General features: G+C 70.6%; 19 protein-coding genes and 1 pseudogene. 10 read left to right on the top strand and 10 right to left on the bottom strand.

Going from position 1 to position 18889, the window contains the following annotated elements; translation table 11 throughout:
* Window positions 1-372 (top strand): annotated as a pseudogene (locus tag D7V77_RS05045) (serine/threonine protein kinase); the annotation flags it as partial.
* Window positions 373-380: 8 nt separating this feature from the next.
* Window positions 381-863 carry a hypothetical protein gene (locus D7V77_RS05050; RefSeq protein ID WP_120575133.1) on the top strand — a complete coding sequence of 161 codons (483 nt, stop codon included), beginning with the start codon at window positions 381-383 and terminating at the stop codon, window positions 861-863.
* A 7-nt stretch (window positions 864-870) separates the two neighbouring features.
* Here the strand turns inward: D7V77_RS05050 and D7V77_RS05055 are convergent, their stop codons facing one another.
* The gene (locus D7V77_RS05055; protein ID WP_120575134.1) at window positions 871-1656 is read right to left on the bottom strand and encodes a transglycosylase domain-containing protein; all 786 of its coding nucleotides are present in this window, start codon (window positions 1654-1656) and stop codon (window positions 871-873) included.
* A 55-nt stretch (window positions 1657-1711) separates the two neighbouring features.
* Here D7V77_RS05055 and D7V77_RS05060 point away from each other — a divergent pair, with 55 nt between their 5' ends.
* On the top strand, window positions 1712-2404 hold the full coding sequence (locus D7V77_RS05060; protein ID WP_120575135.1) for an NAD-binding oxidoreductase: 693 nt from the start codon (window positions 1712-1714) through the stop codon (window positions 2402-2404).
* Here D7V77_RS05060 and D7V77_RS05065 read toward each other — a convergent pair.
* Both D7V77_RS05065 and D7V77_RS05070 read right to left on the bottom strand, forming a co-directional pair.
* On the bottom strand, window positions 2398-4038 hold the full coding sequence (locus tag D7V77_RS05065; protein ID WP_120575136.1) for a WD40 repeat domain-containing protein: 1641 nt from the start codon (window positions 4036-4038) through the stop codon (window positions 2398-2400). The two genes, D7V77_RS05060 and D7V77_RS05065, sit on opposite strands and share 7 nt — an antisense overlap.
* Entirely contained in the window at window positions 4035-6179 is a 2145-nt protein-coding gene (locus D7V77_RS05070) for a penicillin-binding protein activator (RefSeq protein ID WP_233596698.1), read from the bottom strand. The genes D7V77_RS05065 and D7V77_RS05070 overlap by 4 nt, the downstream gene beginning before the upstream one ends.
* A 442-nt stretch (window positions 6180-6621) precedes the next feature.
* Here D7V77_RS05070 and D7V77_RS05075 point away from each other — a divergent pair, with 442 nt between their 5' ends.
* Together D7V77_RS05075 and D7V77_RS05080 are read left to right on the top strand one after the other, a co-directional pair.
* Window positions 6622-7062 (top strand): hypothetical protein, encoded by a 441-nt coding sequence (locus tag D7V77_RS05075; protein WP_233596699.1) that lies wholly within the window; start codon window positions 6622-6624, stop codon window positions 7060-7062.
* A gap of 10 nt (window positions 7063-7072) precedes the next feature.
* Window positions 7073-7546 (top strand): SMI1/KNR4 family protein, encoded by a 474-nt coding sequence (locus D7V77_RS05080; protein ID WP_120575138.1) that lies wholly within the window; start codon window positions 7073-7075, stop codon window positions 7544-7546.
* A gap of 49 nt (window positions 7547-7595) precedes the next feature.
* Here D7V77_RS05080 and dnaJ read toward each other — a convergent pair whose 3' ends face one another.
* Together dnaJ and D7V77_RS05090 are read right to left on the bottom strand one after the other, a co-directional pair.
* Complete coding sequence (dnaJ, locus tag D7V77_RS05085) at window positions 7596-8717, bottom strand: molecular chaperone DnaJ (protein WP_120575139.1); 1122 nt, start codon at window positions 8715-8717, stop codon at window positions 7596-7598.
* Between the two features lie 127 nt (window positions 8718-8844).
* Window positions 8845-9285, bottom strand: coding sequence for a hypothetical protein (locus D7V77_RS05090; RefSeq protein ID WP_120575140.1), 441 nt, complete (start codon window positions 9283-9285; stop codon window positions 8845-8847).
* A 158-nt stretch (window positions 9286-9443) separates the two neighbouring features.
* Here D7V77_RS05090 and D7V77_RS05095 point away from each other — a divergent pair, with 158 nt between their 5' ends.
* The 3 genes from D7V77_RS05095 to D7V77_RS05105 all read left to right on the top strand — a co-directional run bounded on the left by D7V77_RS05095 (window position 9444) and on the right by D7V77_RS05105 (window position 12741).
* On the top strand, window positions 9444-11207 hold the full coding sequence (locus tag D7V77_RS05095) for an ABC transporter ATP-binding protein (protein ID WP_120575180.1): 1764 nt from the start codon (window positions 9444-9446) through the stop codon (window positions 11205-11207).
* A gap of 45 nt (window positions 11208-11252) precedes the next feature.
* Window positions 11253-11726 carry a hypothetical protein gene (locus D7V77_RS05100; RefSeq protein ID WP_233596700.1) on the top strand — a complete coding sequence of 158 codons (474 nt, stop codon included), beginning with the start codon at window positions 11253-11255 and terminating at the stop codon, window positions 11724-11726.
* Window positions 11727-11808: 82 nt separating this feature from the next.
* Complete coding sequence (locus D7V77_RS05105; RefSeq protein WP_126932933.1) at window positions 11809-12741, top strand: hypothetical protein; 933 nt, start codon at window positions 11809-11811, stop codon at window positions 12739-12741.
* On the opposite strand, the gene D7V77_RS05110 is transcribed toward D7V77_RS05105, so the two are convergent.
* On the bottom strand, window positions 12710-13402 hold the full coding sequence (locus tag D7V77_RS05110) for a hypothetical protein (RefSeq protein WP_233596701.1): 693 nt from the start codon (window positions 13400-13402) through the stop codon (window positions 12710-12712). The two genes, D7V77_RS05105 and D7V77_RS05110, sit on opposite strands and share 32 nt — an antisense overlap.
* 145 nt (window positions 13403-13547) lie before the next feature.
* Here D7V77_RS05110 and D7V77_RS05115 point away from each other — a divergent pair, with 145 nt between their 5' ends.
* A complete protein-coding gene (locus D7V77_RS05115) occupies window positions 13548-14309 on the top strand; it encodes a hypothetical protein (RefSeq protein WP_120575143.1) in 762 nt (253 codons plus the stop codon).
* 2 nt (window positions 14310-14311) lie between these two features.
* Window positions 14312-14866, top strand: a complete 555-nt coding sequence (locus D7V77_RS05120) for a hypothetical protein (protein WP_169821335.1) — start codon at window positions 14312-14314, stop codon at window positions 14864-14866.
* On the opposite strand, the gene D7V77_RS05125 is transcribed toward D7V77_RS05120, so the two are convergent.
* From D7V77_RS05125 to D7V77_RS05140, 4 genes are read right to left on the bottom strand one after another with little or no spacing between them, the layout of a single operon-like run.
* Window positions 14867-15577 (bottom strand): hypothetical protein, encoded by a 711-nt coding sequence (locus D7V77_RS05125; RefSeq protein ID WP_120575144.1) that lies wholly within the window; start codon window positions 15575-15577, stop codon window positions 14867-14869.
* Window positions 15577-16560, bottom strand: coding sequence for a hypothetical protein (locus D7V77_RS05130; protein WP_120575145.1), 984 nt, complete (start codon window positions 16558-16560; stop codon window positions 15577-15579). The genes D7V77_RS05125 and D7V77_RS05130 overlap by 1 nt, the downstream gene beginning before the upstream one ends.
* Window positions 16560-18098, bottom strand: a complete 1539-nt coding sequence (locus D7V77_RS05135) for a pilus assembly protein TadG-related protein (protein WP_120575146.1) — start codon at window positions 18096-18098, stop codon at window positions 16560-16562. The genes D7V77_RS05130 and D7V77_RS05135 overlap by 1 nt, the downstream gene beginning before the upstream one ends.
* The gene (locus D7V77_RS05140) at window positions 18077-18874 is read right to left on the bottom strand and encodes a TadE/TadG family type IV pilus assembly protein (RefSeq protein WP_120575147.1); all 798 of its coding nucleotides are present in this window, start codon (window positions 18872-18874) and stop codon (window positions 18077-18079) included. Before D7V77_RS05140 ends, D7V77_RS05135 begins: the two co-directional genes overlap by 22 nt.
* Window positions 18875-18889: the final 15 nt, after the last annotated feature.

The raw sequence follows: 18889 nt of genomic DNA on the forward strand, positions 1-18889 counted from the left end.
CTCGTGGGCTCGGAGAGGTGTATAAGAGACAGGCCCGCTCCCGTGCCTGTCGTCGAGGAGCCCCCTCCGGCGAAACCGGTGCCGCCCGCCGTCAAGGCCGTGGCCGTGAAGACCGTCCGCGACGTCCCGGTGCCCAAGCGCACGGAGTCCTCGAGCGAGTCCGCCGTGAAGAACCTGATCCTCGACACCGTGAAGCAGGTCGAGAACAGCCCCCTGTACGCCGACAACAAGGTCCACAAGGGGCTCACCCAGCAGGCCGCCCTCAACTACCTGGACAAGCAGATCAAGCGGCTGGAGAACGCGGACGACGCGGCGGGCCGCGCGGATATCCTCAGCGAGCTCCGCGGCTGGAAGCAGCAGTACCTCAAGTAGCCCACGCCATGACCGCGCCCCCGGGTCCTGCGCTGCTCGCGGTGGACCTGGGCCTGCGCTGCGGGCTCGCGCGCTTTGGCGCGGACGGGCGGCTTCATTGGTACCGCTCGCAGAACCTCGGCACGCACGCGCGGCTCAAGCGCGCGGTGCCCGCCGTGCTCCAGGACGCGTCTCCGCTCGCGTGGCTCGTGCTGGAGGGCGGTGGCCCCATCGCGGATGTCTGGGAGCGCGAGGCCCTGCGCCGCGCCCTGCCCGTGCTTCGCGTGGCCGCGGAGGACTGGCGGCACCGGCTGCTCTACGCACGGGAGCAGCGCAGCGGCTCGCTGGCCAAGGACGCCGCTGACGCACTCGCGCGGCGGGTCATCGACTGGTCCCACGCGCCCCGCCCCACCTCGCTGCGCCACGACGCCGCGGAGGCCATCCTGCTGGGCCTGTGGGGCGCGCTGGAGGTGGGCTGGCTTCCGCAGGTGCCCGCGGAAGTCCGGCGCTGACCGCCCGCTACTTCACCGACACGCACGCCACCGGCTGCGCGATGGCGTTGCGCGCGCGCTCCTCGCTCACCAGCGCGTAGCCCGCCAGGTCCTGCAACAGCATGTCGCGGTTCTGCCGGATGAGGCCCGCGTTCTTGCACGCCTTGATGTCGCCGTAATACCCGTACGGCGGCAGCGCGAGCTGCAGCTCCGCCAGCTCCGACAACTGGAGCTCTCCCAGCTCGCGGTGGAAGAGCTTGCGGGCCGCGTCCTCCACGCCGACGACGCCGCGCTCGAAGCGGATGATGGACAGGTCGTACGCGACGAGCTGATCCTTCTGGAAGAAGGCGTGCAGTCTGTGCGCGGCCACGGACAGCTGCAGGTCTCCCTCGATGCCCATCTCCCGCGCGATGCGCATGGCCAGCCGCCGCTCGCAGGCCCCGTCCCCTGGAGGCGCCGTGCCCAACGTCACGCCGGCGAACAGGCGCCACGCCCACGCGCGCCCATCCTCGCGCGGCGTCTGGAAATAGGTGGGGCACTCAATCTGGCGGATGTAGAGCGCCACCAGGTCCTTGGGCATCCGCGAGAAGTCCGGCCGCGTGAACGTCACCGCCGAGCGGTCCCGGATGCCCTGGTCCATCCGGCCGGCCAGGACACTCATCCGGTCGCCCTCGATGCGATGGCGCAGCTGGCTCTCGACGTCGAACTCGCTCTCCAGCCGCGGCAGCTTGCTGGCCGTGTAGAGGTACGTGATCGGAATCACCACGCCGGCCAGGCCGACGAGGAACATGAACAGCCAGAACACGGTCTTCACGGGCACGACTCTAGCAGGGCAGGCACGTGCCAGGAGGACGGGTTAGAAAGTCCCCATGAGCGACTGGCACACAGCCACCGTCACCGCCCGCACCCCCGCGGCGGATGGCCTCACCGATTGGGTGCTCGACATCGGCGGGACGCCGCTCGTGGGCTCGCACGCCCATCCGGGACAGTACGTGCAGCTGCGCCTTCCCGGTGGGCAGCCGGGCATGTTCGCCATCGCCTCGCCGCCCGCCCTCAACAGCACGCGGTGGGAGTTCCTCCTCAAGGACGAAGGCACGCTGCCGTCCGCGCTCCTGCACCTGCCGCTGGGCGCGCACGTGGAGGTGACGCGTCCGGCGGGCCCCGGCTTCCCCATGGAGAAGGCGCGCGGCCGCGACCTGCTGCTGTTCGCCAGCGGCTCCGGCATCTCCGCCATCCGCCCCGTCATCGCCGCCGTGCGACAGGAGCGCGGCGCGTATGGCCGGGTGACGCTGTACTTCGGCGCGCGCACGGCGGGCGGCTTCGCGTACCAGCACGAACTGCAGCAGTGGCTGGAGGACGGCGTGCGCGTGCTGTGCACCGTGAGCCGCCCCGGCGCCAGCGGCTGGCAGGGCCTCACCGGCTACGTGCAGGCCCACCTGGGCGAGGAGCCGCTGGAACACGCCATCGCGTTCGTGTGCGGCCCGTCGGACATGGTGCAGGACGTGATGGCCCAGTTGGCCCAGCGCGGCGTTCCGCGCAGCGCCGTGTTCCTCAACTACTGAGCCGCGCGCGCCTCGACCGCGGGGGACGCGTAGCGCACGCCCACCACCACCGCCGCCGGGTCGCTCTCCTGGCTGCCGGTGGCCTTCTGCGGCGTCCACGCGGCCACGCCCAGTTGATGCCCCTCTGGCGAGAAGCGCACGCGCCGCACGGACCAGCCGAACTCCAGCTCACCCGCCGCTTCCGGCGCGCCCTCGGCGAAGAGATACACGCGCCGGTCCCATCCGCCCGACGCCAGCGAGCGCCCATCCGGCGCGATGGCAGCGGTGGACACCACGCCGTGGTGCAGCTCCCACTTGCGCAGCACCTGACCGGAGGCCGCATCCACCAGCGCGCCCGCGTTCCACGGGCCCTGGGGCTCCTGGATGCCCTTGCGCTCGCGCTCGTACACCGTGCGGTTGCGCTCCGCCTTCTCCTGGCTGAAGGCCACGCCCAGCCGCTTTCCCCGCGCGTCCACGGTGACGTCGTTGACGTGCGCCGGGAAGGTGAAGTCCAGCCGCGGCGTGAGCGTCCGTGCCATCGCCGTGCTCGCCCCTTCCGGAGCGCCGCCCTTGAGCGTGAGCACCGCCTCCGCCGTCGTCTCGTCGAAGACCGTGTCCACGCGCTCGGCGAAGGGCGCGCCCAGCACGCCCTGGCTGCCCTGCGGCACGCACGCGTCACACACCGCCACGTCCACGCCCGGCAGCGTCAGCTGCTTGAAGCGCAGCGTGCGTCCACGCGACAGCCGCGCCACGGTGTTGCCCAGCGCGCCCGGCACGGTGACGGTGTCCTTCAGGAACGCCACGTCGATACCGGACGCCGTGGCCGCCGCCGTGGTGAGCACCACCACCGGCGTGCGCGAATCCAGCGCCAGCACCACCGGCGGCCCGCTGTCCACGCGGCCCTGCACCGCAGCGAAGCCGCCGCGCCGCTCGAAGTGCGTGCGCGCCACATCCGGCTTCAGCACCTGCTCCGGCGTGTCCGACGCGCGCACGTGCCCGTCCCAGCCGCCCGAGTACAGCGTCCCGTCCGCCGCGAACGCCAGCGCGCTCACCGGCCCCACGTGCAGCCGCGCCTCCGCGCCGAACGACAGCTCCGGCACGGACAGCAGGGACACCAGGCCCTGCGCGCTGCCCACCGCCAGCCACTTGCCATCCGGGTGGAAAGCCACCGACACCAGCGGCTCCTCCGTGGCGAGCGCCACCACCTGCGAGCCCGTCGCCGCGTCGAAGAGCTGCACCGCGCCGCTGCGGCTCACCGTGGCCACGCGCGAGCCGTCCGGCGAGAACGTCACGCCCTCCAGGTCGTACTGCTGGACGTTGACCGAGGGATCCGCGCGCATCACCGGCGCGCGGGCGTCACCGGACTTCGCCGCGGCGGGCGACAGGTCCCAGATGGAGACGTGGTACGCATTGTCCCCCAGGCGCGTGTACGCCACGCGCTGGCCGCGCGGCGCGAAGTCCAGCGCCCAGATGAAGTCCTTGCGGTTGAGGACGGTGGGTTCCGCGTCGAAGCCCTCCACCGTGCCGGAGAGGAAGCCTCCGGACGTGGACTCCAACCGTCCCAGCGTGTCCGGCGCCAGGCCCACGGCGGTGTGCGCGCAGCCCGTGAGCGTCAGCACGCCCGCGAGGACGAAGCCCCCGGTGCGCTGTCTCATGAACCCGACCCGCGGACGGCGGCCTTCTCCTTGTCCACGTTGATCTCGTTCACGCCCTTGTTGTCCACGGACAAGAGGAACAGCTGCTTGTCCGCTTCACGCTTGTCGTTGAACGAGGTGCGGCCGGTGGCGCCGTCGAAGTCCTTCAGTCCCGCCAGGGCCTCGCGCATCGCCGCGCGCGTGTTGGGCCGCTGCTTGTCCAGCACCTGCCGCACCATGCGCGCCGAGTCGTAGCCGATGGCCTCCAGCAGGCCCGGGTCCCGGCCCGTCTCGCGGTACGCGTCGCGGTAGCTCTTCACGAACTTCTGCGTGGCCGGCCGCTGCGAGTCCACGAAGAAGCCGTCCACGTACACCGAGCAGGTGACGAACTTGCCGCCGCGCTCCAGGAGCTCCGGCAGGCCCGAGCGGCCCTTGGGGCTGGACCACTGGTTGGTGCCGAAGAGCGTGACGGTCTTCAGGTCCTTCTTGCCCGTCGTCTTGCGGATGCGCTCCAGGTCGCGCGGGTCGCACGCGTTGGTGACGATGTCCTCCACCGCGAGCGCGGGCGTCACCAGGCTCACCCGGCGCCAGTCGTCCGGGATGAAGAGGCCCTCGAAGTCGATGATGGGCTCCACGCCGCTGCGTGCCTTCTCCATGGCCTTGCGGCGGCGGTACGCGTCCGTGATCTTCTCGCCCTGCACGTCGCGCACGGCCTCCGCGTAGTCGCCGCGGTCCTCCAGGTAGTAGCGGCCCACCAGGCGCTTCGCTTCACCGGTGAACGTGGTCTGGTCGTACGAGTACGACTCCGCGCCGCGCATCACGCCGCCGCGTGACACCACGTCGTCCCAGAACTCGTTGGCCAGCTCCACACCGTAGGGGATGTTCGGGTAGAGCACCGCGAAGCGCTTGTAGCCCTTCACGTTCATCGCGTAGTCCGCGATGGCGCGCGCCTGCGCGGAGTTCGTCAGCATGTTCCGGAAGACGTACGGGCCAATGTCCGTGATGCCCTCCTGACGGCTCAGCGTCAGCAGCGGCACCTGGAGCTCCTCCGCCAGCAGCGCCGCGCGCTTGGTGTCGTCCACCAGCAGCGGGCCCAGGGCCGCGATGGCGCCGTCGTCGAACGCGAGCTGCTCCATCGCCGTGCCCGTCTTGTTGACGTCGCCCTGCGTGTCCTTCACCACCAGCTCGATGTCGCTGCCCTGCAGGCCCAGCTTCACGCCGCGCAGCACCGCCTCGCCGATGGGCTGGTAGCGGCCCGACATGGGCAGCAGCACCGCCACGGTGCGCGGACGCACCTCCACGCGGCGGGTGGCGCGCGCGAGCAGCTCCTTGGCCTGCGGCGCGAAGGTGCTGTTGGGCGCATCTCGCAGGAACGTCTGGAGCGTCTCCTCCAGGCGGGACCAGTCACGCAGGTGGTAGTAGATGCGCGCCAGCTTGAACTGGAGCACCGGCCACGCGGGGTTGGACGGGGACAGCCCCTCCTGCACGCGGGCGATGTCGAGGAAGCTGGCGCGGCCCTCCACCAGCTGCTCCACCTTCTTCACCGCGGCGGCCTTCTCCTCATCCGTCCGGGCGTCGCCCGCTTCCTTCACCGCGGAGGACAGCGCCTGCGTGTACAGGCCCGCGCCTTCCGCCGCGCGCGCGGCCTCCCTCAGCAGCTGCTCCTTCTCCGCGCCCTCCGCGCGCTCCGCCAGGCTGGTGAGCGTCTGGTACGCGTCGCGGTAGGCGCCCACCTCCATGGCGGAGACGGCCAGCTTGTGCTTGGCGTCATCGGCCTGGGCGTAGAGGGGGTTCTCGAAGAGCAGCTCGTTGAAGCTCTTGCGCGCGTTCGCGTAGTCCCTCGCCTCGAAGTAGAGGACGCCCGCGTTGTAGAGCGCGTCCTGGCCGGCGGTGGTGGCGGGGTACGCCTTGCGCACGGACAGGTAGGCCTCCGCGGCCTGCTTCTTGTCCGGGTTCGACTGCGCCTGGGTGCGGGCCTGCGCGAGCGCGGCGTTCGCGGTGGCGTCCTGCTTCACCTCCACGCGCGGGCGATCGGGCTGGGTGGAGTCGCCCCCGGAGGTGTCGTCCCGGCTGTCAGTGCGGGAAGGCGTCTTGGGGCAGGCGGTCAACGTCAGGGCCAGCGCGGCGACAAGCGCGCGGCGCGATGCGGAGAGGACTTCCATGGCGAGGTGCATAGCAGCGCGGGTGCGGCTCCGTCGACACTTGAGCGGGGGGAAGATTCCCCTGGAACGTCCGCTTCAATGCACCGCGCATGCCCGCGTGCGTCACCGAGGGGAAACCCCTGCCCTCCCCACTCCGTGCGGCCCCGGAGCCACGCCACCGCGTGGCCCCGGCCGCACGCCCGGCGGGCGACCATGGACACATCACGTCGCAGGTCGCGGACGATCTAACATCGTGGCCGTGGAACCCCACTCTTCCAGGTCCCCGCGATGGAGCATCCTCGCCATGGTGGCCCTGGTGCTTGCCTCCACGGCTTGCGGCTCGATCACCCCCTCATTGGTGGGCCCTGGTCGGAAGTGGGTGGGCCCCCAGGTAGCCGTTCCCGGAGGGGGCCATTTCCGCACGGTCATCCACTATGGCCCATGGCAATGCAGACCCACGTTCATGCGCTCCTGCGAGAGCAAGTGCGCGGCGACGGGCAATGTGCTCATGGGGTGCATCTGGCTGGCTGACATCAAGATGGACTTCGAAGGGCCTGTTGTCCACGCGGGCAGCCGATACGGCGTGACGCACTGCTGCTGCAACTACACCCCCGTTGCACCGGCCATGACACGAGCGAGCCGCAGTCGCTGGAACAACATCCGCGACACCTTCCGTCGTGAGTGGGCGAAGCGCATGGGGGCCTGGCCGAGCGACGCGGGCGGTACACCCTGGCAGGGGCACCACGTCTTCGACCTGGGTCATGGTGGCAACCCTGTCGACTGGGACAACGTGATTCCGCTGCCCCAGGACCTCCACCAGTACGTCACGGACTCCTATGGCCAGTGCTATGCCGGAGCGCCGCCGTGGAATGGCGTGGGAGTCGATTATCCCTATGGCGAATGAGCCAGACCCGATGAACGCGATGCTGCTGGAGATTTCCCAGCGGCATTTTCCGAATCCGCCCGCTACGGCCGAGCAGATCGAAGCCTTCGAGCAGCGGGTGGGTTGGAGGTTGGATCCGGACCTGCGTGCGTTCTACCTGCACTGCGACGGCGCGGATCTCTTCGACCACATCGATCCCCCGTTTCGATTCCATCCGCTCGCGCAAATCGTCCGCGCGCGCGTCGCGATCCGCGGGAAGGACACCGACGACAGAGGACCCGCTGACTGGTGGTCCATCTGCGCGGTCAAGGACGGCAACTGCATCATCCTGGATGTCGGTTCCGCACGAGCTGGCCGATATCCACTTCGCGATGGCTATCGCGAGATGTTTCCCGATCCCGAATATTGCCCGGAGATCGCCAGCACCTTCGCGAACTTCATAGAGGGGGCGCTTCGAAGCAATGGCGACTGGTTCTGGCTGACAAGCCAGCCTCCGTCGCCATGAACGACGCTTCCCTTCTCCTCCACGGGAGAAGGGAAACGTCGCAGGTGAATCAGCCGAAGAGTTCCTTCACCTTGTCGAAGAAGGTCTTCGACTGGGGATGGGTCTCCTCGCCGGACACCTCCGCGAAGCGCTCCAGCAGCTCGCGCTGCTTGGAGGACAGCTCCGTGGGCGTTTCGATGATGACGCGCACGTGCTGATCCCCGCGCTGCTGGCTGTGCAGGTGCGGGATGCCCTTGCCCTTCAGGCGGAACACCTTGCCGGACTGGGTCCCCTGCGGAATGGTCATCTTCACCTTGCCGTCCAGCGTGGGCACGTCGATCTTCGCGCCCAGCGCCGCCTGCGTGAAGGACACCGGCACCTCGCAGAAGACCTCGTACTCCTCGCGCTGGAACAGCGGGTGCTCGCGCACGATGACCGTCACGTACAGGTCACCCGGGGGCGCGCCCCGGTCTCCCGGCTCGCCCATGCCGGACAAACGCACGCGCGTGCCGTTGTCCACGCCGCCCGGGATGGCGACCTCGATGACCTCTTCCGACGGCGTCTTCCCAGAGCCCCGGCACTTGGCGCACGGATCCGGAATGGTGGCGCCGGAACCGCCGCAGTCACCGCACGGCCGCGACACCGCGAAGAAGCCCTGCGAGTAGCGCAGCTCCCCGCTGCCGCCGCACGCCGCGCACTGCCGGGGCGCCGCGCCGCTCTTGCTGCCGGAGCCGGAGCAGGTCTCGCACTTCTTCGGACGGGGGATGGTCACCTTCGGGCGGCAGCCGAACGCCGCCTCCTCGAAGCTGATCTCCAGGTTGTAGCGCAGGTCCGCGCCCCGGCTCTGACGCTGCCGGCCACGCCCGCCGCCACCCCCGAAGATGTCGCCGAAAATCTCTCCGAAGATGTCGTTGATGTTGACGCCCTGGAAGCCGCCGCCCGCGTCCCCGAAGGGATTGCCCGCGTGTCCGAAACGGTCGTACTTCGTGCGCCTGTCTGGATCGCTCAGGACCTCGTAGGCCTCCGAGGCTTCCTTGAACTTCTCCTCGGCCTCGTGGTTCCCGGGGTTGCGGTCCGGGTGGTACTGCAACGCGACCTTCCGGAACGCGCTTTTCAGGTCCTGCGCCGTAACGCTCTTCTGGACGCCGAGGACTTCGTAGTAGTCGCGCTTCTGCCCTGCGGCCCCTGCCATTGAATCGAACCCCTGGAATTTGCTGGCGTTTTCAAGCTGCGTAGAGAATCGGAGTCACTATAACGCAGCGAAACACGCCAGCAATCCAGGCCGGGGTCCAACCCTGTGTGACGCAGGGGGTCTGCCGCTACACGGTCCAGACACGGTTGACCGTCAGCTCCATGCGGGCGAGCCGGCGCTTGAGGGCCGGGTCCACGGGGCCGTTCATGGACCACTTGGGGACCACGAAGTGCAGCTCCGCGTTGTAGAGCTTCGCGGCGCTCGCCAGCAGGCTCCAGCGGTTCTCCGCGGTCGGATCATCCACCATGCCCGGGGTGACGATCTCCAGGATGATGGGCGTGCGGGCGGAGTCGGACTGGCGACAGGTGAAGTCCGGCCGGTGGTCCTCGATGGTTCCGGAGAGCACGGGCGGCGGCATGAAGCCAGGGAGCCGGGCCTTGATGTCCGAGTAACCAATGGTCCGGAAGTACTCGGCCATCAGCCAGAGCAGACGGCGGCGATCTTCGTCATCCACGACCGACTCGCAGCCGGGATTGAACAGGACTTCTTTCTCAGTGTTGGTTTCCATGGCGCATCTCAAGCTGTCCGCGTGTGTGGGATGCGGCAACGCAGGCGGGCGCGAGCGCTCCCTGACCGGCCGTGGGGCGGGCGGCCATGCACGCGCGCTTCCCACTTCCCTTTCACTTGGACGACACCGTCGCCTCGGTGACAGAGTGCGCCCCCTCCGTGGCCCCCCGTCCCTCCGCGCACGTCTATCGCCGGCTCCTGGGCTACCTGAGCCCGTACCGCCGGTTGCTTCTCGCGGGCACGCTCGCCTCGCTCACCGCCGCGGCCGCTACCGCCGCGTACGCGTGGATCGTCGGGCCCCTGCTGCGCGCCGTCCTCACCGGCGCCCCCGTCACCGTCGCGGGGATGACCCTGGCGCCGGAGGCCCTGCTGTCCCGGCTGCCCCTGCTGGTCGTCGCGGTGGCGCTGGTGAAGGCCACCGCCCAGTTCCTTCAGGGGGGCCTGATGCAGCGGTTGGGCCAGCGGGTGATGGCCGACCTGAGGGGCTTCCTCTATGGCCGCCTGCTCGCCCAGCCTCCGGCTTTCTTCGAGCAGCGCCACTCTGGCGAACTTGTCTCCCGGTTCACCTCGGACGTACCCCTGGTGGAGTTCTCCGTCACCCAGGCGCTGTCATCGTACGTAAGGGATGGGCTCCAGATTTGCGCACTGCTGGCGACCTGCTTCCTCATCGACGCGAAACTCTTTCTCTTCACGTTCGTCGTCGTGCCCGTGACGGTGGTGCCGGTGAGCCGCTTCGCGCGGTCGCTCAAGAAGGTGGCCACCCGCTCGCAGGCCAACCTGGGCGCGCTCAGCGCCATCACCGCCGAGCAGCTGCAGAACCTCCCCGTGGTGCAGGCCTACGGCACGGTACCCCGCGCGCTGGAGTCCTTCGACGCGGAGGCGGAGGCGTACCTCACGGAGATGCGCCGCTCGCTCTTCATCCGCGGCGCCTTCAGCCCCACGGTGGAGCTGTTGGGCATCGTCGGCGTGGCGGTGGCGGTGGCGTGGGGCGCTCGCGCGGTGTCCATGGACCCGACGCTGGCCGGGCGGCTCCTGTCCTTCATGGCGGCGGCGCTGCTGCTCTACCAGCCGGTGAAGTCACTGAGCGGCACGCTGTCCCAGGTGCTCACCGGGCTGGCGGCGGCGGAGCGCCTGTTCTCCCTCGCGGACTCGCCGGTGCCACCGGACGTGGGCGCGGAGGCCCCTCCCCTGTCGCGCGCCCTGGAGCTGTCCGGCGTGCGCGCCACCTACTCGGACGGACGCGAGGCCCTGAAGGGCGTGGACCTGACGATTCCCGCCAGCGCGCGCGTGGCGCTGGTGGGCCCGTCCGGCGCGGGCAAGACGACGTTGTTCTCCGTGCTGCTGGGCTTCCTGCCGCCGAGCGGCGGTGAAGTGAAGTGGGACGGCGTGCCGCTGTCCTCGCTCAAGGCGTCCAGCGTGCGCGCGCAGATGGCGTGGGTGCCGCAGGAGCCGGTGCTCTTCTCCGGCACCGTGCGCCACAACCTGCGCCTGGGCCAGCCGGACGCGACGGACGACGCGCTGTGGGAAGCGCTGCGGCTGGCGCACGCGGAGGACTTCGTGCGGGCGCTGCCCGGCGGCCTGGATGAGCCCGTGGGCGAGCGGGGCAGCCGCCTGTCCGGCGGACAACGGCAGCGGCTGGCACTGGCGCGCGCGTTCCTGCGCCGCCCGTCACTGCTGCTGCTGGATGAGCCCACGAGCGCCCTGGACGCCACCAGCGAGGCTGCGGTGGGCGCGGGGCTCCAGGCGCTGATGAAGGGCCGCACGGTGCTGGTCATCGCGCACCGGCTCAGCACCGTGCGCGACGCGGACCTCATCGCCGTGGTGGAGGGCGGACAGGTGGTGGAGGCCGGCACGCACGAGCAGCTGCTCGCGCTGCGGGGCCGCTATGCGCGCCTGTTGGGCGAAGGCGCCGTCGCCGCCTGAACGCCGCCCCGCGGGGCCATGGCCTTCGCTTCCGAAGAGGTGTTCATGGGTCCCGTGCCCATTCGCTCCACGCCATCGCTGACCTTGCGCGACCGGGCACGCCCTGCGAGCCTTCCGCCCTGGCCCATGCCCCAGACGCCGCCCCGCGAACGAGAGCCGCTGTCGCTCAACGCGCTCCTGCTGGTGCCCGCCCTGCTGCTGGCCGCGGGCGCGTGCGTCGCGGTGGCCGCCCGGCACTTCGCGCTGGCCGCCGCGTTCACCGGCACGCTGGTGCTCGTCCCGCTCGTCTTCCGGCTGTGGACGCGGCCCTGGTACCGGGGGCTCGTGCTGCGCGGCCTGGGCCTGTTCATCGCGGGCATGCACCTGCCCATGCTCACCGGTGGCGTGCTCGCCTACGGGCGCATCGGCTGCGAAGGCGCGGACTGCGGCCAGACACTTCTCTGGAGCATCGTGCTGGCTCCCGTGGCCGGCGCCGTCTGCTCTGTCGTGTACTGGCTCGTGGGCCGTCCCCCCGTCTGAATTACAAGGAATCACAGACCCCCTATTCTCACTGGAAATGCTTGTTCCAGTCAGACCTCACGTCGCGCCCGGGCCGTTCGTCGTGGCGTTGGCCGTCCCCACCACGGTGTGCGTGCTGGGGAGCACGCTGCCGGTGCTCCTGGGCAGTCCCGCCGGCCTGATGAGCGTGGTGAGCTCCGCGGGGCCCTTCGCGGCGCTGCTGGTGCTGACGCTGGTGGTGGAGGTGCCCCTGCTCATGCTGGCGACGGGCTCCACGCTGATGGGCCGCACGGTGCCGCTGGCGGTGATGGTGGGCATGGCGACGGTGCCGTGGACGCTGGGGCTGCTGGGCACGGAGGTGGCGCTGGAGCGGATGCAGGTGGCACTGCCGATGGTGTCCGCCACGGACGCGGGCATCGCGTTGACGGCGGGGCTGGGCAAGGCGATGGCCCCCCGGCTGCTGGGGGCCTGGACGAGCGCGGTGCTGCTGGGCGCGCTGTCGGTGGCGCTGGGCATGGCGCGCTACAACACGGCGCGCGTGGTCCACGACAACACGCGCCGCAGCCTGCTGCTGGGCAGCCTGGTGTCCGCGGCGCTGGCGGGCATGGCGGTGGTGGGCACGCTGGAGGCGCACCACCTCTTCACGCTGCTGTCCCGGCTGTCTCGGGCTCCCGGCGCGCTCCGCCCGGACCTGATGGCGGAGGGCATGGCGCAGGCGGCGCGGCTGCGCACGGTGCGCTGGAGCTGCTTCTCCTGCCTGCTGGTGCTGGGCTGCGCCTGGCTGATGACGTACCGCGCGGCGGAGGCCCGGCGGACCCGCGCGCTGGATTGGGTGGGCGGCCTGGTGCTCACCGCCGCGGTGGCCGTGCTGCTGGTGCTGGACGCGCACCCGCTGCACACCACGCTGGGCCCGGAGCGCGTCACCACCGGCCGCAGGACGTCCGGCCCCGTTCCCACCGACGCGGACGTGACACACCTGATGGGCGAGCGCTCGCCCGTGCGGCTCAGCTTCCCCGCGTCAGCACGTACAGCATGACGAGCCCCACCACGACGGCGAAGCCGAAGACGGCCACCATCACCAGCCCCTCCGACTTGCGCACCACCGGGGGCAGGACCTCGTTGGGCAGCGGCTGACCGTGCCGCAGCACCAGCGGCTCCGGCTCCGGGGCCACCCGCGGCGCGGGCGCTGAAGCGACGGCGGCGGGAGCGGCTTCGCGCGGAGGCGGCGCCACCGGCGTGAAGGTCACGGTCCGGGTGGCGACGGTGTCCCGCGTGCCGGGGTTGCGGCCTGACGGGTCCGCCAGGTGCTCTGGCGACGTGACGCTGGACATCTCCAGCCCCTCGCGAGCGAGCGCCAGCACGCGCTGCATGTGCAGGATGTAACGGTCCTGGCCCTCGTAGGTGGCGAGCGCCTGCGCGGCGCGCACCAGCCGCTGCGGCACCAGCTCCGGGTCCGCGCGCACCTCCGTGGACACGGGCCGCGCCTCGCCGGCTTCCACCCGGCCCGTGCGCACGCCCTGTCCGCTGGCCCAGATGCAGTGTTCATCCAAGAGCGTCAGCTCCTGGCGGCGCACCCGGCCGTCCTCGTCCACCAGGGACATCAGCTCCGCGCCCTGGGGAGACAGGTGCCAGACGGTGCGCAGGCCGTTCTCCCCCAGCGGTCCTTCCACCGCGCGAGCGCGGTAGAGTTCCTGCATCGCGGACTTCAAGGGGTCGGACGAAGTTTCCACGGCCATGACTGCCGCAGAGTAGGGGCGCCGCGCCCGAAACGGAAGCGACGCCCGCTCCGGTGTGATTGCCCCGTGCGTGGATGCCCGCCTTGTGCCTACCGTCCATTCCACGATGAGCCGTTCCAAGAACCGAGCCCCCGACTTCATCCGCCAGTTCGAGGGTGCACAGACGCTCGACGGACTGCTGGAGCTGGCTGGCAGTCCCTGCGACACCGCCGACGTGCTCGAGCGCATGCAGGAGGCGCGCGCGGAAGGCGCCGATGCCGGCCAGGTGATTCCCACCCTCTTCGACGGGGAGCCCCGCTTCCCGGACCCGGAGCTGGCGCGCCGCCTGTACCAGAACCTGCTGGGGCTCTGGGACGTGGTGCTGGAGGGAAAGACGGTGCGGCCGGAGGACGGCCCCCGCCCGCCGCGCCCGAAGAAGGAGCGGCTGCAGCCACCCACGCCCTTCCATCCGGACGACCCCTCCAGCGAATTCGTGGAGGCCGCCTGGCGTTACCTGGAGGACGACGACAAGGCGCGCACGCGGCTGATGCATGCCTACGAGAACCGGCAGGACAGCCTGCTGGGTGCGCTTGACGCCGCTGGCCTCACGGACGAAGGTTATGGGGTCGCCCGCCACCTGCTCTTCGAGCTGCACTCCATGCTGGAGCTGGGCTGGCCGCCGGGGCTCTCGGCCGTGGATGCCAGGGCCCTGGACAGGGAGCCGGATGCGCCGCCCGCGCCGGATGCCCTCCAGGAGTACGTGACGGAAGCGCTGTTCGAGGCGGAGCAGGACGAGGAGCACCCCCTCGCCCCCGAGGAGCTGGCGCAGGTGCGCACCCTCGTCCGGCGGGGACTGGTCGCGCTGTGGCGCGCCCGCAAGGGGAGATGAAGATGGCCCGAGACGACAACGACGGTGGTGGCTTCACCGGCAAGCGCAACAAGTCCTACCGCGAGCTGGACGCGCAGCGCGGCAAGAGCAAGTACCACTCGCGCCAGGACGACCCGGCGCAGCAGAAGCTGGAGCGCAGCGCCAGCTACCAGAAATACAAGACGGCCGCGGACGCCCTCTTCACCGGCGGCGAGCTGCCGGAAGGGCTCGCGAAGACGTTCGACCCCGAAGGCAAGCGCAAGGCCCAGAAGGACGCCCTGCGCAAGGTGCAGGAGTCGGAGACGCGCGCGGACTGGGTGAAGGGCGTGGTGGACTACCTGGAGAAGTATCCGGACCTGCCCGAGGACGCGTACTTCCTCGACAGCCTCCTGGACCACCCGCGCGAGCGCATCGTGGACAAGGCGCTGGCGAAGCTGGAGTCGCTCCAGGAGGCGGGCACGCTCCAGAAGAAGCTGCCCAAGAGCCTGGACCAGCGGCTGAAGTCCATCGAGCTCACCGGCCTGGACCCCGACATGCAGGGCCGCGCCAAGGTGCTGCGCGAGAAGCTGCGCGCCTGATCAGCGCGCGCGCTGCTGGTGGATGAGCACCACGTCGCGCTGACCCTCCTTGGAGGGCTGGTGCGTGAGCCGCAGCTCCGCGCCGGGCCGCGAGTACAGGCCGGGCTCATCGCCGCGCTTCCACCCGGCCTTCGCCAGGGCGTCGTCGTAGAAGGCGTCCACCTGCGGGCCCGTGAGCGGCACCTGGAAGGTGAGCGTGCGTGAGCCCTCCGCGTTGACGCGCAGCACGCCGTTCGCTTGCGGCGGCAGTGGCGCGAAGTCCCCCGCCGCTTCCTGTGGACGCGCCAGCGCGTGGTTGGCCTCACCCAGGTACAGCGTGGTGGTGCCATCCGGCTGCGGCATCATCACCACGGTGTAGGTGATGCGCCGCTTTGGATCCAACGCGGTGAGCATGGCCGCGTTGTTCGCGTACTGCGCCTGCTCCTTGCCGGGCGGCACGTAGAGGCCGCCGTCGCGGAACGCGTCCGCGAAGCGCTGCACCAGGTCCCGGATGTTCTCCTTCACGTGCACCGCGCGCAGCGCCACCGGGATGCCACCCGCCTCCACGATGTCGCTGGACTCCACGTGGGCGATGACCTGGAGCCGGGGCCACGCGAAGCGCGGCGCGGCCTGCTGCACGCCCGCGTCCGGCACGCCCGCGTCGGGAGCCGCCTGGGCGGACAGCCCCAGCAGCAGCGAGAGCACCGCTCCCGCCACGCGCCCGGCGCGCATCAATGCGGCACGCCTCCCAGCCATTTGTTGCGCCGGCCGTCGTTCCGGTAGGTGGGGGAGAGGTTGTCCGCCACGAAGGGGGTGGTCTCCCAGACGGTCTGGTTGCCCGCGTGCGAGCCACCGATGCTCTGCTCGTAGTTGCTCTCCGAGCCGCGGAAGCTCATGAAGAACTGGTCCTCGTTCACGCCGCCCACCGCGCCCACGCCCGCCATCAGCGCGGCGCCGGCGCTCCCACCGCCGCCGTTCTCGCGGTACACGCGCTCGGCCCACCCGTAGTAGTCCACGTTCCCGCAGGTGCCCCCGCTGTCGATCATGAGCGGGCACTCACGGCCCTCCGCCACGGAGGACAGGCCCCAGTCATCCAGCAGCATGAAGAAGCGCCGGGTGCAGCGCCCGCCCGACGCGCGCCCCGCCGCGCACACGCGGAACTGGTCGCTGGCGAGCCGGTGCGACACCTTGAAGAACTCCGGCTCCATGAAGTTGCCCAGCCGCTCCGCGCGCAACGTCGTGGAGGCGTTGCAGGAGATGCCGTCGGACTGGGTGGCCATGGCCAGCCCCAGCGCCGTCGAGCCTGGATCCGCGTCCACCGGGCGGGTGCCCAGGATGCCCACGGGGCTGCCCGCGGGCCGCGTCGGCTCGCAGTCCACGTTCACCCGCGTGGCGCGCGCGATGGCCAGTTGGAAGGTCATCGCGCCGCTGGCGTGGCTGGCCCGGCCGTCGAAGTCCTGGTAGCGCCCCGCGGCCTCCGACGACGCCAGGGCCTCCGCGTTGGCGCGCTGGAAGACGCCGGCCTGCGGGTTGTGCATCACGTGCCCGGTGGCCTCCCACAGCGCGAAGTTGGCGGCCTCCTGCACCTTGAGCGTCAGCGCGCCCACCTCCGCGAAGTAGATGCCGAACAGGAGGATGGTGACGAACACCATGGAGCCCAGGGCCGTCTCGACGAGCGCCTGTCCCCGGCGCGACGTGGAAGCGCGCGCGCGCATCAGTACTTCCCTCCCGTGCTGCTGCCGCCCCGGTAGCCGGCGTTGTCCAGGCGGCGCAGCGCTTCCGCGTGCTCGGAGAAGCCCGCCTGCTGCAGGCTGTTCGCGGGCTTGTCGTCGCGGGCGCCCTCGGTGCTCACCAGCGTGGCGCGCCAGAAGGGGTTGAGGAAGTTGGGCGGCTCCTCCCAACCGCCGCCCACCGCCGCCGGCCGGGGCCGGTGGTAGTAGGCGAGCCCCGCGGCCAGGGCCACCTGGTTGCGCTGCACGTCCTCGCGGCCGGTGGGCAGGATGCGCCCGAGCGGCGCGGCGTTGTCGAACTCCGTCTCCTGGTTCGCGAACTTGAAGGTGAACAGCAGGTTCCAGGGGTCCGGCTTCGCGCGGCGCGCGTCGCTGGCGTAGTCGCGGTGGAGCATCGCGTACAGCTTGGGCTGGCCGTAGTCGTTCTCGTCGGCGTTGCCGTGCAGGAGCCCCGCGTTGAAGCCCACCGAATAAGGCCAGATGCCGGGGCACACCACGCAGGCGCCCAGCGTGTGGCGTTCATCCACGGTGGTGTTGTTCTCCGCGCCCTGGCCGGGCGGCGCCTTCGCGCCGTAGACGTGCTGGTCCTCGAGGGACTGGCGCTCGTCGGACATCACCCACGCGTCCGTCGCCCCGGCGGTGTAGGGGGTCCCGTCCGGGCAGATGCCGGTGACGGCGCGGCCGTGGTCGTGCGCCCACGAGTTGCGGCCGGAGATGGTCTGGTAGGTGGAGGAGTCCATCGCGGACGCGCTGCCGTAGTGATGGAAGCCCGGGTTGTGCGCGGCGGCGCCAGAGCCGAAGCCCGCGCTGCCGCTCCCCCGGTTGTGCACCCACGTCCAGCCCAGGCTGCCCATGGTGGCGTTGAGCGTGGCGGTGCCCTGGCCTCCGCCCGTGGGCATCACCGCGCCGGAGGTCGCCGGCACCGAGCCCGTCTTCTCCTGCTGCATCAGGTCGTCGTAGCTGGAGCCGGAGGACGCGCCGCCGGACACCTCCGACAGGGACTTGTTGGCGCCCTCGGGCTGGGCGGCCAGCTCCGGGTTGATCTCCTTGGCGATGAGCCGGGTGAGGTTCTGGTTCGCCAGGTGCGTGCCCACCAGATGGTTGTAGATGGCCAGCTCCGCGCGGAACATGGAGCTCGCGCGCCCCTGCAGCATCTGCACCTGCGTGGCCGCCGCCTGGTCCAGGGCGGACCAGTCGTTGCCGGGCATGGCACATGGGGACGTCTGCCGCGCGGCGTACTGCTGGCTGCCGAAGCTGATCATCGACTGCGTGCCCGCCATGGCCACCATGTGGGCAATCTGGGCGCGGTTCATCACCGCGATGGCGTTGAACGTGCGCGCCGTGGACACCGCCTGGCTGTAGGCCGCCGCGTCCGCCGCCATCTGGATTTCGACGCGCTCCTTGGCGCGCATGCCGAAGCCCAGCGTGAGCAGCACCATCAGCGTGAGCAGGAGGAACGTCAGCGAGAACAGCACCAGCGCCTGACCGCGCGCGCCGGACTTCAGAAGCCGTGCAGGCTGCATCCGGCACCTCCATTGAAGTTCGACGCCTTCACCGGGGTCATCATCCGCATGGCCGCGTGGACCTGGATGGGGAACAGGTAGTGGCCCTGCGCGTTCCAGCGCAGCATCCGCTCGCCCAGGTCGCCGCCGGGCCAGTCATCCGGCCCCAGCTCCACGTCGGTGTCCGCCCACCAGTCCGACTGCTTCTGCGCCGGGTTGAGCGGGTTCGCGTCCGTGTAGTTCTTGAGGTGGAACTGGGCCAGGAACATGCGGCTCATCACCCAGTCCGCGAACGGGATGCGCATGTAGTACCAGGCCACCATGCGGATCTCGAGCGTGCGCCGCTGCATCTCCGCATTGGAGTCCGTGGGCACGTCGAACAGCAGGTCCTCGTCGCCCGCGAGGCTGCGCACCCAGGCGGGATCCGGCGACTCACGGACGATCTCCACCATGGGCCCCTCGGTGAAGAGCGTCCCCCGCGAGCCGCGCACGCGCAGGTAGTTGCGCTTGCGCTCGTCAAAGGCGTTGGCCAGCTGCGCGGGCGTGCGCGTGTGCTCCACCGTGGGCAGCATCGTCACCAGCGCCGCGTGCGTCATCGCCTCGCAGCTGCCGTGGTTGAGGCTGCCCGCGCGCACCGCGCGGTACACCGCCACCTGCGCCAGGATGCGGCCCTGCAGCAGCATGAAGAGCTGCAGCGAGCCCAGCACCATGAACACCACGAGCGGCATGCACAGCGCCGCTTCCACCGCGGCCTGACCGGATTCGCGCTGCCGACGTGGGGGGTGGGGAAGGGCCATGGGGGAGGCTGCCTT

It is taken from the genome of Corallococcus sp. CA041A (genome assembly GCF_003612075.1).
Taxonomy (GTDB): Bacteria; Myxococcota; Myxococcia; order Myxococcales; family Myxococcaceae; genus Corallococcus; species Corallococcus exiguus.

Bases quoted from the DNA above. Each gene is read 5' to 3' on its own strand.
- D7V77_RS05050 (WP_120575133.1), top strand. From the start codon at position 381: ATGACCGCGCCCCCGGGTCCTGCGCTGCTCGCGGTGGACCTGGGCCTG.
- D7V77_RS05060 (WP_120575135.1), top strand. From the start codon at position 1,712: ATGAGCGACTGGCACACAGCCACCGTCACCGCCCGCACCCCCGCGGCG.
- D7V77_RS05065 (WP_120575136.1), bottom strand. From the start codon at position 4,038: ATGAGACAGCGCACCGGGGGCTTCGTCCTCGCGGGCGTGCTGACGCTC.
- D7V77_RS05070 (WP_233596698.1), bottom strand. From the start codon at position 6,179: ATGGAAGTCCTCTCCGCATCGCGCCGCGCGCTTGTCGCCGCGCTGGCC.
- D7V77_RS05075 (WP_233596699.1), top strand. From the start codon at position 6,622: ATGCGCTCCTGCGAGAGCAAGTGCGCGGCGACGGGCAATGTGCTCATG.
- D7V77_RS05080 (WP_120575138.1), top strand. From the start codon at position 7,073: ATGAACGCGATGCTGCTGGAGATTTCCCAGCGGCATTTTCCGAATCCG.
- dnaJ (WP_120575139.1), bottom strand. From the start codon at position 8,717: ATGGCAGGGGCCGCAGGGCAGAAGCGCGACTACTACGAAGTCCTCGGC.
- D7V77_RS05090 (WP_120575140.1), bottom strand. From the start codon at position 9,285: ATGGAAACCAACACTGAGAAAGAAGTCCTGTTCAATCCCGGCTGCGAG.
- D7V77_RS05100 (WP_233596700.1), top strand. From the start codon at position 11,253: ATGGGTCCCGTGCCCATTCGCTCCACGCCATCGCTGACCTTGCGCGAC.
- D7V77_RS05110 (WP_233596701.1), bottom strand. From the start codon at position 13,402: ATGCAGGAACTCTACCGCGCTCGCGCGGTGGAAGGACCGCTGGGGGAG.
- D7V77_RS05115 (WP_120575143.1), top strand. From the start codon at position 13,548: ATGAGCCGTTCCAAGAACCGAGCCCCCGACTTCATCCGCCAGTTCGAG.
- D7V77_RS05120 (WP_169821335.1), top strand. From the start codon at position 14,312: ATGGCCCGAGACGACAACGACGGTGGTGGCTTCACCGGCAAGCGCAAC.
- D7V77_RS05125 (WP_120575144.1), bottom strand. From the start codon at position 15,577: ATGCGCGCCGGGCGCGTGGCGGGAGCGGTGCTCTCGCTGCTGCTGGGG.
- D7V77_RS05130 (WP_120575145.1), bottom strand. From the start codon at position 16,560: ATGCGCGCGCGCGCTTCCACGTCGCGCCGGGGACAGGCGCTCGTCGAG.
- D7V77_RS05135 (WP_120575146.1), bottom strand. From the start codon at position 18,098: ATGCAGCCTGCACGGCTTCTGAAGTCCGGCGCGCGCGGTCAGGCGCTG.
- D7V77_RS05140 (WP_120575147.1), bottom strand. From the start codon at position 18,874: ATGGCCCTTCCCCACCCCCCACGTCGGCAGCGCGAATCCGGTCAGGCC.